The 11,837-nt window shown below is 71.2% G+C and carries 12 protein-coding genes; 7 read left to right on the top strand and 5 right to left on the bottom strand.

The genetic code is table 11. The features are described from left to right. Positions 1-24: 24 nt before the first annotated feature. From D3P35_RS02860 to D3P35_RS02880, 5 genes are read left to right on the top strand one after another with little or no spacing between them, the layout of a single operon-like run. Complete coding sequence (locus tag D3P35_RS02860) at positions 25-366, top strand: bacterioferritin-associated ferredoxin (protein WP_118132951.1); 342 nt, start codon at positions 25-27, stop codon at positions 364-366. Then, on the top strand, positions 266-751 hold the full coding sequence (bfr, locus tag D3P35_RS02865; RefSeq protein WP_118132952.1) for a bacterioferritin: 486 nt from the start codon (positions 266-268) through the stop codon (positions 749-751). The genes D3P35_RS02860 and bfr overlap by 101 nt, the downstream gene beginning before the upstream one ends. 27 nt (positions 752-778) lie before the next feature. Beyond that, positions 779-2,287: a di-heme oxidoredictase family protein gene (locus tag D3P35_RS02870; RefSeq protein WP_118132953.1), complete on the top strand. Its 1,509-nt coding sequence runs from the start codon at positions 779-781 to the stop codon at positions 2,285-2,287. Next, the gene (locus D3P35_RS02875; protein ID WP_118132954.1) at positions 2,287-3,321 is read left to right on the top strand and encodes an imelysin family protein; all 1,035 of its coding nucleotides are present in this window, start codon (positions 2,287-2,289) and stop codon (positions 3,319-3,321) included. The genes D3P35_RS02870 and D3P35_RS02875 overlap by 1 nt, the downstream gene beginning before the upstream one ends. Position 3,322: 1 nt before the next feature. Beyond that, complete coding sequence (locus D3P35_RS02880) at positions 3,323-4,414, top strand: DUF1513 domain-containing protein (protein ID WP_118132955.1); 1,092 nt, start codon at positions 3,323-3,325, stop codon at positions 4,412-4,414. Here the strand turns inward: D3P35_RS02880 and D3P35_RS02885 are convergent. Further along, on the bottom strand, positions 4,407-5,468 hold the full coding sequence (locus D3P35_RS02885) for a hybrid sensor histidine kinase/response regulator (protein ID WP_118132956.1): 1,062 nt from the start codon (positions 5,466-5,468) through the stop codon (positions 4,407-4,409). The genes D3P35_RS02880 and D3P35_RS02885 overlap by 8 nt on opposite strands. A 301-nt stretch (positions 5,469-5,769) precedes the next feature. On the opposite strand from D3P35_RS02885, the gene D3P35_RS02890 reads away from it, so the two are divergent. After that, entirely contained in the window at positions 5,770-6,471 is a 702-nt protein-coding gene (locus D3P35_RS02890) for a response regulator (protein WP_118132957.1), read from the top strand. 90 nt (positions 6,472-6,561) lie between these two features. Here the strand turns inward: D3P35_RS02890 and D3P35_RS02895 are convergent, their stop codons facing one another. From D3P35_RS02895 to D3P35_RS02910, 4 genes are all read right to left on the bottom strand, one after another. Next, positions 6,562-7,020 carry a MaoC family dehydratase gene (locus D3P35_RS02895; protein ID WP_118132958.1) on the bottom strand — a complete coding sequence of 153 codons (459 nt, stop codon included), beginning with the start codon at positions 7,018-7,020 and terminating at the stop codon, positions 6,562-6,564. A gap of 112 nt (positions 7,021-7,132) precedes the next feature. Beyond that, the gene (locus tag D3P35_RS02900) at positions 7,133-8,233 is read right to left on the bottom strand and encodes an HlyD family secretion protein (RefSeq protein ID WP_118132959.1); all 1,101 of its coding nucleotides are present in this window, start codon (positions 8,231-8,233) and stop codon (positions 7,133-7,135) included. An 18-nt stretch (positions 8,234-8,251) separates the two neighbouring features. Beyond that, the gene (locus D3P35_RS02905) at positions 8,252-9,928 is read right to left on the bottom strand and encodes an MFS transporter (protein ID WP_198670441.1); all 1,677 of its coding nucleotides are present in this window, start codon (positions 9,926-9,928) and stop codon (positions 8,252-8,254) included. Next, the gene (locus D3P35_RS02910; RefSeq protein WP_157982015.1) at positions 9,921-10,382 is read right to left on the bottom strand and encodes a MarR family winged helix-turn-helix transcriptional regulator; all 462 of its coding nucleotides are present in this window, start codon (positions 10,380-10,382) and stop codon (positions 9,921-9,923) included. Before D3P35_RS02910 ends, D3P35_RS02905 begins: the two co-directional genes overlap by 8 nt. 215 nt (positions 10,383-10,597) lie before the next feature. Between D3P35_RS02910 and D3P35_RS02915 the strand changes: the two genes are divergently transcribed. Further along, positions 10,598-11,836: an FAD-binding oxidoreductase gene (locus tag D3P35_RS02915; RefSeq protein WP_118132961.1), complete on the top strand. Its 1,239-nt coding sequence runs from the start codon at positions 10,598-10,600 to the stop codon at positions 11,834-11,836. The last annotated feature ends 1 nt before the right edge of the window (position 11,837 follow it).

Consider the following 11,837-nt stretch of genomic DNA (forward strand, 5'->3'; position numbering starts at 1 on the left):
CGAACATCCCCGAGGAGGCCCGGCGTGATCATCTGCTCCTGCGCCGTCATCAGTGACACGGACATCTCGAACGCCATCGACTGGATGCGCGCCGCGGACCCCGACACCGTGATTACCCCGGGCAAGATCTATCGCGCGCTCGGCAAGGCGCCGCAGTGCGGGGGGTGCATTTCGCTTTTTGTGGCAAACATGCGCGACAATGATAATATCGGCGTCCCGATCCACCTGCGCAACCTGCGCACGAACAGACAGGGGACGTTCCGGAATGAAGGGCGACCAAAAGGTCATCGAGTACCTGAATCGCGCGCTGAAAAGCGAACTCACGGCCATCAACCAGTACTGGCTGCACTACCGACTTCAGGCTGACTGGGGCTACGGCCGGCTGGCGAAGAAGTCGCGCACGGAGAGCATCGAGGAGATGCACCATGCGGACAAGCTGATGGATCGCATCATCTTTCTGGAGGGGCACCCGAACCTGCAGACCCTCGATCCGCTGCGAATCGGCCAGAACATCAAGGAGACGCTGGAGTGCGATCTCGCTGCCGAGCATGACGCCTGGGCGCTCTACAAGGAAGCCCGCGAATACTGCGTGAAGGTGGGCGACTACGTCTCCAAGGAGCTGTTCGAGGAGCTGCTGGCCGACGAGGAGGGTCACATCGACTACCTCGAGACCCAGCTCGACCTCTACGCCCAGATTGGCGAGCAGAACTACGGCCAGCTCAACGCCACGCCCGCCGACGAAGCGGACTGAGGAGGCCGCCGGGGGCGGCCGATCGACATGAAGACATTCCTGACCGGCCTGCTCCTGACCGCCGCTGCCCTGCCCGCCTTCGCCGACCCGCTGCCGGGGGACATCCATCTCGATGTCATCCCCCGCACGGCGGCGGAGGCGGAGCGCATCGCCGCCGTCACCGCCCCGACCGATGATTTCTCGAAGGCCGAGCCCTTCGAGCTCAACCAGGGCGGGGCGGCCACCACCGATTTCGCCGTGAGCCCGGACGTGTTCTCGCAAAGCTCGGCCAACATGAGCTTCGAGCGCGAGATGGACTTCAAGGTCGGCAACGGCCTGTTCCGCAAGCTCTGGGTCTCCTCGCCCTCCTCCACCACCAGTTCCGACGGGCTGGGCCCGCTCTACAACGCCCGCGGCTGCCAGAACTGCCACCTGAAGGACGGCCGCGGCCGCCGCCCGATCCGCGAGGATGAGCCCACCGTTTCGCTGTTCCTGCGCATCTCGGTGCCGGCCACCTCGCCGCTCACCGACCAGATCGAGGGCTATCTCGCCACCGCGCCGGACCCGGTCTATGGCGGCCAGCTGCAGAATTTCTCCGTCGCCGGCGTGCCCGCCGAGGGGCAGATGCAGATGGAGTACGAGGACATCCCCGTCACCCTGCCGGGCGGCGAGGTGGTGACCCTGCAGAAACCCACCTACTCGATCTCCGACCTCGCCTACGGCCCGCTGGCGGAGGACGCGATGATCTCGCCGCGGCTCACGCTGCAGATGATCGGGCTGGGCCTGCTCGAGGCGATCCCCGAGGCCGACATCCTCGCCCATGCCGACCCCGACGACGCGGATGGCGACGGCATTTCCGGCCGCCCGAACATCGTCTGGTCGAAGGAGTTCGACCGCCCGATGCTCGGCCGCTTCGGCCACAAGGCCGGCGTGCCCACCATCCGCCAGCAATCGGCCGACGCGTTCTCCGGCGATCTCGGCCTCTCCACCCCGATCAACCCCTCCGCCTCCGGCGACTGCACTGCCGCGCAGGAGGCCTGCCGCGCCGCCCCCGACGGCGCCTCGCCGGAGTTCGAGGTCGACGAGCAGTCCCTCGACCTGGTGACCTTCTACAGCCGCAACCTCGCGGTGCCCCAGCGCCGCGACCTCGACGACCCCACGGTGCTGCACGGCAAGGAGCTGTTCTATGCCTCGGGCTGCACCTCCTGCCACGTGCCGAAATTCGTCACCGCCCGGCTGAAGGACCAGCCGGAGCAGAGCTTCCAGCTCATCTGGCCCTACACCGACCTGCTGCTGCACGACATGGGCGAGGGCCTGGCCGACAACCGCCCCGAGGGCCGCGCCACAGGGCGCGAGTGGCGCACGCCGCCGCTCTGGGGCATCGGCCTCACGAAATGGGTGTCGGTGCGCGACTTCTACCTGCATGATGGCCGGGCCCGCAGCCTGGCCGAGGCCATCCTCTGGCATGGCGGCGAGGCGCAGGCGGCGCGCGACGCCTTCGCCGGCCTGCAGAAGCCCGACCGCGACGCGATCATCGCCTTCCTGGAGTCCCTGTGATGCGATCCTGCCTCGGCGCCCTCTCCCTCGCCGCCACCCTGCTCGCGCCGCTCGCCGCCGGCGCGCAGGAGGCGGCGCCCCGCGCCATCGCCGAGCGCGCGCTCGACCAGGTGATCCTGCCCGGGTTCGGGGCCTTCGAGGCCGAGACCGCCGGGCTGGAGGCCGCCGCGCGCGGCTGCGACGAGGCGGCGATGCGCTCCGCCTACCAGGCCAGTTTCGACGCGTGGGAGGGCGTGAGCCACCTGCGCTTCGGCCCCACGGAGGAGGAGGAGCGTGCCTTCGCCATCGCCTTCTGGCCCGACCGCAAGGGCTTCACCGCGCGCAACCTCGCCGGGCTCGCCGAGGCGGAGGACCCGGTGGTGGACGACCCGGAGGCGTTCGGACACGTCTCCATCGCGGCGCGCGGCCTCTTCGCGCTCGACTACCTGCTCTACGACGAGACCGGGCTCACCCTCGGCGCCGGCCCCTACCGCTGCCGGCTGCTGCAGGCGGTGAGCATCGATCTGCACCGGCTCGCCGCGGCGCTGGTCGACCGCTGGGAAGACCCCTGGTCCGGCTGGCTGCTGGAGGCCGGGGCGGCAGACAACCTCGCCTATCCCGAGCCGCTCTCCGCGGTGCAGGAATTCTACAAGGCGCTGCTCGGCGGCGTGCAGTTCACGCGGGACCTGCGGCTGGGCAACCCGCTGGGCAGCTTCGACCGTCCGCGCCCCACCCGCGCCGAGGCCTGGCGCTCTGACCGGCCGCTGCGCAACATCCGCCTGTCGCTCGACGCGGCGGAGCGGATGACCGAGGCGGTCTTCGTGCCCGCCTTGCCGCCCGAAAACGCCGAGGCCGCCCGCGCCGCCTTCGCCCGGGTGCGCGACGACCTGAGCCGCATCGCCCCGCCGCTCACCGAGGCGGTGGCCGACCCGATGTCGCGCTTCCGGGTGGAGGCGCTGCAGACCGACTACAACCAGCTCTACATCGCCCTCTCCATGGCCATCGCGCCGGAGCTCGGAGTGCGTGAGGGCTTCAACGCGCTGGACGGAGACTGAGATGGAACTGGGACGGCGTCACTTCCTCGCGGGGGCGGCCGCCCTCTCCCTCACCGGCACAACCGGCTGGGCCGCCGCCGCGGGCCCCGCCTATCTCGCCGCCGCGCGGGAGCCGGATGGAAGCTACGGCCTCTACGGTCTCTCGGCCGAGGGCGCGGCGCTGTTCCACGTCCCGCTGCCCGGGCGCGGCCATGCCGGCGCGGCGCACCCCTCCCGCCCCGAGGCCATCGCCTTCGCCCGCCGGCCCGGCACCTTCGCCCTGGTGATCGACTGCGCCGAGGGCCGCACCCTGGCGCGGCTCGAGGCGCCGGAGGGCCGGCATTTCTACGGCCACGGCACGTTTTCCGCCGATGGCGGCCTGCTCTACACCCCGGAAAACGATTACGACGCCGGCGAGGGCCGCATCGGCATCTGGGACGCTTCCGCCGGCTACACCCGGCTCGGCGAGTTCTCCTCCGGCGGCGTGGGCCCGCATGACGCGATGCTCATGCCCGGCGGCCGGCTGCTGATCGTCGCCAACGGTGGCATCCAGACCCACCCGGACACCGGCCGCGCCAAGCTCAACCTGCCCACCATGCGCTCCTCGCTCGCGCTGATCTCGCTCGAGGATGGCAGCCTGCTGCAGGACTGGGCGCTGCCCGAGGCGCTGCACCTCAACTCCATGCGCCACCTCGCCCTCACCGCCGAGGGGCTGGTGGCGGCGGCGATGCAATGGCAGGGCGCGGTAACCGAAGTGCCGCCGCTGCTCGCCCTGCTCGACCCCGGGGCCGACAGCCTGCGCCTGCTCGCCGCCCCCGACCCGGTTCAGCGGCGGATGCAGGGCTATGCGGGCAGTGTCGCCTTCGACGCCACCGGGCGCATCGTGGCCATCACCTCGCCGCGTGGCGGCCAGCTCATCGCCTTCGACAGTGCCTCCGGCGATCTGGTCGGGCTGCACCGCCAGCCGGATGTCTGCGGCCTTGCCACCGCACCCGGCGGCTTCATGCTCAGCGACGGGCAGGGCGGCACCTGCCTGATCGACGCCGAGGCCCGCCCGCACGGAGGCCGCACCCACGCCGCGCAATGGGACAATCACGTGGTGCGGCTCACCTGACCACGCCGGCCACGCCCCCCGCGAAGACCGGTGATCCGCGCGGCAGGGTCACCGTGACGCGGGCGCCCTGGCCGTCGGGCGCCGCATCCATCACCGCCTCGCCTCCCCAGTAGCGGGCGATGCGGCGCACGATGGCGAGGCCCATTCCGCTGCCCTCCACCTCGTCGCGCGGCCTCAGGGTGGTGCCCGGCCGGAACACCCGTTCGCGATACTGCTCCGCCACGCCCTGGCCGTTGTCCGTCACGCTCAGTTCCAGCCCGCCTCCGGGCAGCGCGCGTGCCGCGAGTTCCACCCTGGGCGCCGGCCGGCCGCTGTGCCGTTCCGCGTTCAGCAACAGCTGGCGCAGCAGGATCTCCATGTCCTGCCGGCGCAGGGCGAGCGCCGGCAATCCGGGGGCGATGTCCAGGTGCAGGTCGGCCGGCGCCCCGGGCTGTCGCGCCAGTGCGGCGGCGAGGGTGGCGAGGTCGACCGTATCGTCCGGCCGTTCGCCATGCCCCACGCGCGCATAGGTGGAGAGCGCCTCGAGCAACGCCGACATGCGCGTGGCCTGCGTGAGCAGCATCTCAACGTCATCGGCGATCGGCGCGAAGTCCTGATTCGCGGCCTCCAGGTCGTCCCGGATCCAGGAGGGGATGGTGAGGCAGGCACGCAGCGGCGCGCGCAGGTCGTGCACCGCGATCTGGATGAATTCCTCCAGCTCCCGGCGGCAGGCAGCCCGCTCGGCCGCGACGGCCGCGGCGGCGGCATCGCCCCCGTCCCCGGCTGCGAGGGGCAGCATCTCGAAGACCGGCGTGCCGGGGAAGCTGCGGCGCAGGGTCTCCGCGAGCCCGATGGCAGAGGCGCCGGGCGGCAGCAGGATGCAGTCCGGATGCGTTTCTGCCGCGATGCGAAGCGCTTCCGTCACGCCGCCGGCAAGCTCGAGCCCGGCGGGAACCAGCGCGAGGCCGCCCTGCTGCGGGCCGCTCTCGCCGCTCTGCGGATCGACGAGCAGAATCGACGGGGCGCCGGCAGGCAGGGTGCCTGCACAGGCTTCGGCCGCGGTGGCCGGGGTCATGCGCGGCACCCGCGGTCGGACTGCCCGAGATTCGGCCCCGCCGGCCCCGTGACGATGATCCTGTCCATGTTCGTCTCTCCCCTGCGATGCGAACCGCCCCAGAGGGTGCGCAGCTTTCGTTTCCAAAGCGTTGACGGCACGGCGCCATGTCCGGCGTCGCGGAACTGCTGAAAATTGTCAGCATTTACCGCCTCTTAATCGAAAGCATGACAGGTTATCCGATGACGCCCGCTCCCGTGGTGCGTCGGTCCGCCCCCGATGGCCGGGCGGGTCGGGCGCCCCAGAGAAGGAGGAGAAAACGATGCTGCATTCCGACCTCGACAGCGCGCTCGCCGCCGCCAGGGAGCGTTCCGAAGCGCGGCTGCCCCGCAAGCGCTGCCTCCTGGTGGAGGACAGCCGTTTCGACCGGCGCCGCCTGCACGCGCTGGCGCAATCCGCCCAGCTCGACCTCGAGATCACCGAGGCGACCTCGCTGCGCGAGGCGCGCAGCCACATGGCGCAGGACGCGTTCGACCTCGTGCTGCTCGACAATTTCCTGCCCGACGGTGAGGGGCTCGTCGCGATCGAGACCTTCCGCCCCGCGCACGAGGAACCGGTGCCGATCATCCTGCTCTCGGGGCAGAGCAGCTCCGGCATGCAGAAGCGCGCCATCGCCGCCGGCTGTTCGGATTATCTGCAGAAGGACGGGCTCGACGGCACCACCTTCCGGGAGGCCGTGGAGCGCGCGCTCAGCCGCGCCCTCGAACCCCCGCGCCCCGATCAGCCGGACCAGGCGGTGAAACTGCGCGAAGTGCTGGAACCCTTCGCAAACGAATGCGTGGGCGAATTGCGCGCACCGCTGTCGCGCATGCTCCGCCACATCTCGCTCGCAAGCGAGCGCCATCCGCATGCCTCGGCCGATTTCGACCTGCTGTCGGAAAATTGCCGGGAACTGTTCGCCTACCTGGAGGAGATCCGCAGCGTGGCGCAGGACAGCGGCGCCGGGCCGGCCGAACGGCGCTGACTTCGCGCATGGTCCGCTCCTCACGCCGGGTCTGCGGAGCCGCTGGGAGAGAATGCCCCCGGGCCAGGGCCCGGCCTGCGGCGGCCGGGGTCAGGATCTGCTGAAGACGATCAGCCTCGCCGTCATCACCTGCACGATTTCCCTGTCCTGATTCCGTGTCCGGTTCCGCATGACGACGACGCCCTGGCGCGGGCGGGCGCGTGGCGCGATGATCCTCACCACCTCGCTTTCCACCTGCAGCGTGTCTCCGGCCCGTGTCGGCCTCGGCCAGCGGATCTCGGCGCCGGCCCCGATGATGCCGCCCGCCAGCTGCGAGGCCCCCTCCACCAGCAGTTTCATCGTGATCGCCGCCGTTTGCCAGCCGCTGGCCGCCAGCCCGCCGAACAGTGTTGCCCGGGCGGCGATGTCGTCGAGATGAAAGGGCTGGGGGTCGTAGGCCCGCGCAAAGCCCTTCAGGCAGTCCTCGCTCAGGGTGAAGGTTCCGGAGAGAAACCGCTGACCGACCGACAGATCGTCGAGATAGAGCGGCGCGAGGGCATTGTCCGGCATAGACGGCCTCCTTGCTCGGGGGAATCGACGCCCCATCTTCGCCCGCAGCGCGGCGCGGTCAATGCGCCGGCTGCCGGCCGCCGGGCGACAGGCCGCGTCGCGTGGCCGAGGCCTACTGCGGCAGCGGCGCGAAGCTGATCGCCCCCGCCGGCTGCTCGGCCGCGGCGACCGCGCCGGCCGCCGCCGTGTCGATCCGCGCCACCACGGACATGCCGGGAACCAGGCGCCGCGCCAGCGGCTGGTCGGCGTCGATGGCAATGCGCACCGGCAGCCGCTGGGCGATCTTGGTGAAGTTGCCGGTGGCGTTGTCGGCCCTGAGCACGCTGAATTCCGATCCCGTGGCCGGAGAGAAGCGCTCGATGCGCCCGTGCAGCTCGGCATCGTTCAGCGCGTCGACGGTGAAGGTGACCGACTGGCCCACGGTCATCCCGGCAAGCTGGGTCTCCTTGAAGGCGGCCACCACCCAGATGTCCTCGGGCACCAGCGAGCCGATCTGCGAGCCGGCGGAGACATACTGCCCCACCCGGGCGCTGATCTCGCCCAGGGTGCCGTCCTGCGGGGCGGTGATGCGGGTGTTCTCCAGGTCGATCTCGGCCAGCTTCACCGAGGCGCGCGCCCCGTCCACCGCCGCCTGCAGCGACTGCCTGTTCACCGCGATGGCGGCGAGGTCCTGCCGGGCGACCTCGAGCGCCGCTTCGGCCTGATGCTCGGCCGAACGGGCCTGCACCCAGGCGGTGCGGCTGTCATCGGCGGTGGTCTGGGTCACCACGCCCTTGTCCCGCAGGGCCTGGAAGCGCTTCCAGGCGGCCTCCGCGGTCTCGCGATCCTGCTTCGAGCTCTCGAGCTGCGCCCGGGCCGCTTCCACCTGAGCCTGGGCCGAGAGGCGGGACTGCTCGGAATTGGCCAGCGCGGCCTCCTGGCTCTCCAGCGTTGCCCGGGCCTGGGCCACGCGCTGGCGGAAGATCCGGTCGTCGATCCGGGCGATGAGATCGCCCTTCTTCACGTGCTGGTAATCCTGGACCGGCACCTCGTCGATGTAACCGGCGAGCTGCGGGCTGATGAAGGTCACCTTGCCGCGCACGTAGGCGTCTTCCGTGCGCTCCACGGAGCCCGCGAAGGGGGGAAGCCCGAAGGCGAAGAGGATGACGAACACGCCCGCCACGCCCAGGATGAGCGCGACATAGGTCGATGCGGTGCGGAATAACTTGGACATCTGTCTCACATCTGCGGATCAGGCCATGGCCGCGGCGCTGCGGCGCTGCACGAAGCGCCAGGCCTCGTGCAGCAGCAGGCAGGCCAGCGCGAAACTCGCGAGCCAGGCGGTGGCAAGGAAGGCATCCCCGTAGGCCAGTGCATAGGCCTGTTCGGTGGTGCGCCGGGCGAGGGTCGAAACCCCCTCCGCCGAGCGCAGCGCCGGGTCCGGCACGGCCGCGCGCAGGGCGGCGGCATATTGCCCGATGCGCTGCGTGACCAGCGGGTCGCCCGAGGTGAGGTGCTGAACGAGGGAATGCGAGTGGTATTGTTCGCGCAGCGTCACGAAGCTGCCGAACAACGCAGAGCCCACCGTGGCGCCCACCTTCTGCGTGGTGAGGAACACGATGATGAAGCTCAGCAGGTAGTTGGGCCCGCGCCTGAGCGCCGACATCAGCCCCACCGCCATGGAGGGCGGCAGGTAGAGCCCTGAGGAGAAGCCGATCAGCAGCTGGCTGAGGTACATCTGCTCCGGCCGCGTCTGCACCGTGGCATGGCTGTCGAGCCAGGAGCCGAGCGCCAGCAGCAGCAGCGCGAGCGCATGGATGCGCGAGTAGCGCTCCGGCTTCAGGATCAGCGCGCAGCCGATGCCGGCGGCCACCATCGAGCCGAGCACCACCCAGTAGAAGCCGGCCATCTGCCCGGTCTGCAGCCCCATGGCGCGGAAGAAGGCCACCGCGCCGCTGGACTGCTCGGAGAGGATGAGCCGGAACAGCAGCAGCACCCCGGCGAAGTGGAGCATCTCGGGCGAAGCCAGCCAGCGGATGTCGAGCAGCGGGTTCTGGCGGTTCAGTTCGATCAGGGCGCAGACGGTGGCGCAGGCGATGCCCGCCGCCAGCAGCCAGCCCAGCCAGGGCGCCTCGGCCCACCAGTAGCTCCGGCCCATGGTGCAGACCACGGCGATGGAGCCGAGCGCCACCGCGACGAAGCCGTAGCTGATGAAGTCGAGCCAGCTCAGCACCCTGGCCCGCGGCGGCGAGGCGAGCGGCAGCAGGTAGATCAGCCCGGCGCTCACCATGGCGAGCCCGAGTTCGACGAGGTAGATGCCCTGCACGCCGAACCGGTCGAGCAGCGGCGGCGAGATCAGCCCCGCCACCGGCGTGGAGCAGAACAGCGCCGTGAGCGCGAGGCACAGCCCGATGTTGAGCTTGCGGGCCGGCGCCAGCGGCTCGAGCATGTAGAGGAAGGCGAGCGAGGAGAGCGGCGAGGCCGCGACCCCGGCAAAGAAGCTCAGCACCAGCGCGGACTGGAAACTGTCGGCCCACATGTGCGCCACGCTGACGCCGAGATACACCGCGATCGCCACCTCGGCGAAATTGCGGATGCCGTATTGCGCGCGCAGCTTGAACAGCAGCAGCGTGAGGCTGACGTTGGGCGCGAGATAGGCGGCCGAAAGCCAGGTCGCCTCCTGCGTGGTGGCGCCCAGCGGGCCGGCGATCTGCTGCACGTTGGTGGAAAGCAGGCTCAGCCCCAGCCCCTGCGTGACCGCGATCACCACCGCGGCGAGCATGTAGGCCACCGCCGTCAGCGGCGGCTTGGTGAGGCCGGAGGCCGGAGGCGGGGCGGGGTCCTGCCCGGGCTCCGCCCGGGCGGCCTGCGCCCCGGCCGCGGGAGCTTCCGGCTCCGTGGCGGGCAGGCGTGTGGCGGCCTCACTCATCGGAGGCCTCCTGGGCGTGGGTGTCGATGCGCGCCGAGACCGCCTCCATCAGGCGCACGGCGTCGCGCAGGGCCGGGATGTCGGCTTCGGCGAAGTAGTCGTGGCGCAGCTCGGCGCCCAGCCCCTTCACCAGCTCGGCCTGGGCCTGCCCGTGGTCGGTGAGGATGATGAGCTTGGCGCGGCGGTCCTTCGGGTCTGCCTCGCGGCGGATGAGGTCGAGCTCCTCCATCCGGTCGAGCAGGCGCACCAGGGTGGGCTTTTCCAGCTCCAGCTCGCAGGCGAGCTCGCTCTGGGTCATGCCCGGCCGCCGCGCGAGGCGCAGCAGCGCCCGAGCCCGCGGATAGGTGAGCCCGTGCGCCAGCACCCGCGCGTTGAACTGCGTGCGCAGCTTCCGGCTCAGCCGGGTGAGGGCCTCGAGGAAGTCCGACGAGATCTCGTTGCGCTGCGTGCTCATGGGGCGGGTCCGGTGCGTGATGGAATAAGGTAGTGTGCTAACTATGTCGGCACGAATAGATAGGGCAATATCGCGAACCTGACAAGTGTCAGCATGGCTGACCGATCGCATGCCGGCCATGCATGGCGCGCAGCGGGCCCCCGGGGCGCAGCCGGCGCTTGCAAGGGGGGCCGGTTTGGGGTCCTCTGGCCCTCGCACACGAAGGGGAGACCGTGATGGCTGACATCCTTGTTCTGGGCGCCGGGATGGCCGGGCTCGGCGCGGCACTGCAGTTGCAGAGGCGCGGGCATGACGTGGCCATCGTGGACCGGCGGCCCCCCGGGCGCGAGACGAGTTACGGCAATGCCGGCATCATCCAGGCCGAGGCGATGGAGCCCTACGCCATGCCGCGCGGCATGGCGGCGCTGCTGCGCATCGCGCGCGGGCGCGACAATTCCGTGCATTACGACGCCGGCGCGCTGCCCGGGCATCTCGGGCCGCTGCTGCGCTACTGGTGGCACTCGGGCCCGGCGCGCCACGCCCGCGCCACCGATGCCTATTCCGGCCTGATCTCCCGGGCCACGGCCGAGCATGGCGCGCTGATCGCGGAGGCCGGCGCCGAGGCGCTGGTGACCCGCGAGGGCTTCCGCGAGCTCTACCGCGACGAGTCCGCCTTCACCGCCGCCGCCGGGCTGGCCGAGGGGCTGGCGGCGCGCTTCGGCCTGCATGTCTCGGTGCTCGACGCGGAAGGGCTGCGCGCGGCCGAGCCGGCGCTGCGCTCCGGCGGGGTAGGGGCGGTGCACTGGCGCGACCCCTGGACAGTGTCCGACCCCGGCGGGCTGGTGGCGGCCTATGCCGGGCTCTTCGCCGCCCGCCGCGGCCATTTCGCGGAAGGCGACGCCTCCAGCCTCGCGCCCGCGCCGGGCGGCGGCTGGAAGGTGGAGACCATCGACGGCCCGCTGCAGGCGAAGCTCGCCGTGGTGGCGCTGGGGCCCTGGTCGCCCGCGCTGCTGGGGCCGATGGGCTACCGGGTGCCGATGCTGCGCAAGCGCGGCTACCACATGCATTACCGCGCGCCGATTCGGCTCAACCTGCCGCTGCTCGACGCCGCCCACGGCTACGTGATGGCCCCGATGGCCAAGGGGCTGCGCATCACCACCGGAGCCGAGCTGGCAGGCTCGGAGCCCTCGGCGAACCCGGTGCAGCTGCGCCGGGCCGAGCGGCTGGCGGGCGAGCTGCTCACCCTCGGCGCCCCGGTGGAGAACGCCGCTTGGATGGGCACCCGCCCCTGCATGCCCGACATGCTGCCCGTGGTGGGGGCAGCCCCCCGCCACGACGGCCTGTGGTTCCACTTCGGCCACGGCCACCAGGGCTTCACCCTGGGCCCCACCACCGGCCGGCTGCTGGCCGAGCTGATCGGCGGCGAGACGCCCTTCACCGACCCCTTGCCCTTCTCCCCCGCCCGGCTGGGCTGAG

The sequence above is a fragment of the Oceanicella sp. SM1341 genome, assembly GCF_003448965.1.
Taxonomy (GTDB): Bacteria; Pseudomonadota; Alphaproteobacteria; order Rhodobacterales; family Rhodobacteraceae; genus Paroceanicella.

Excerpts from the sequence above, each read along its gene's own strand:
- bfr (WP_118132952.1), top strand. The coding sequence starts at position 266 with ATGAAGGGCGACCAAAAGGTCATCGAGTACCTGAATCGCGCGCTGAAA.
- D3P35_RS02875 (WP_118132954.1), top strand. The coding sequence starts at position 2,287 with ATGCGATCCTGCCTCGGCGCCCTCTCCCTCGCCGCCACCCTGCTCGCG.
- D3P35_RS02890 (WP_118132957.1), top strand. The coding sequence starts at position 5,770 with ATGCTGCATTCCGACCTCGACAGCGCGCTCGCCGCCGCCAGGGAGCGT.
- D3P35_RS02880 (WP_118132955.1), top strand. The coding sequence starts at position 3,323 with ATGGAACTGGGACGGCGTCACTTCCTCGCGGGGGCGGCCGCCCTCTCC.
- D3P35_RS02895 (WP_118132958.1), bottom strand. The coding sequence starts at position 7,020 with ATGCCGGACAATGCCCTCGCGCCGCTCTATCTCGACGATCTGTCGGTC.
- D3P35_RS02870 (WP_118132953.1), top strand. The coding sequence starts at position 779 with ATGAAGACATTCCTGACCGGCCTGCTCCTGACCGCCGCTGCCCTGCCC.
- D3P35_RS02915 (WP_118132961.1), top strand. The coding sequence starts at position 10,598 with ATGGCTGACATCCTTGTTCTGGGCGCCGGGATGGCCGGGCTCGGCGCG.
- D3P35_RS02900 (WP_118132959.1), bottom strand. The coding sequence starts at position 8,233 with ATGTCCAAGTTATTCCGCACCGCATCGACCTATGTCGCGCTCATCCTG.
- D3P35_RS02905 (WP_198670441.1), bottom strand. The coding sequence starts at position 9,928 with ATGAGTGAGGCCGCCACACGCCTGCCCGCCACGGAGCCGGAAGCTCCC.
- D3P35_RS02910 (WP_157982015.1), bottom strand. The coding sequence starts at position 10,382 with ATGAGCACGCAGCGCAACGAGATCTCGTCGGACTTCCTCGAGGCCCTC.
- D3P35_RS02885 (WP_118132956.1), bottom strand. The coding sequence starts at position 5,468 with ATGACCCCGGCCACCGCGGCCGAAGCCTGTGCAGGCACCCTGCCTGCC.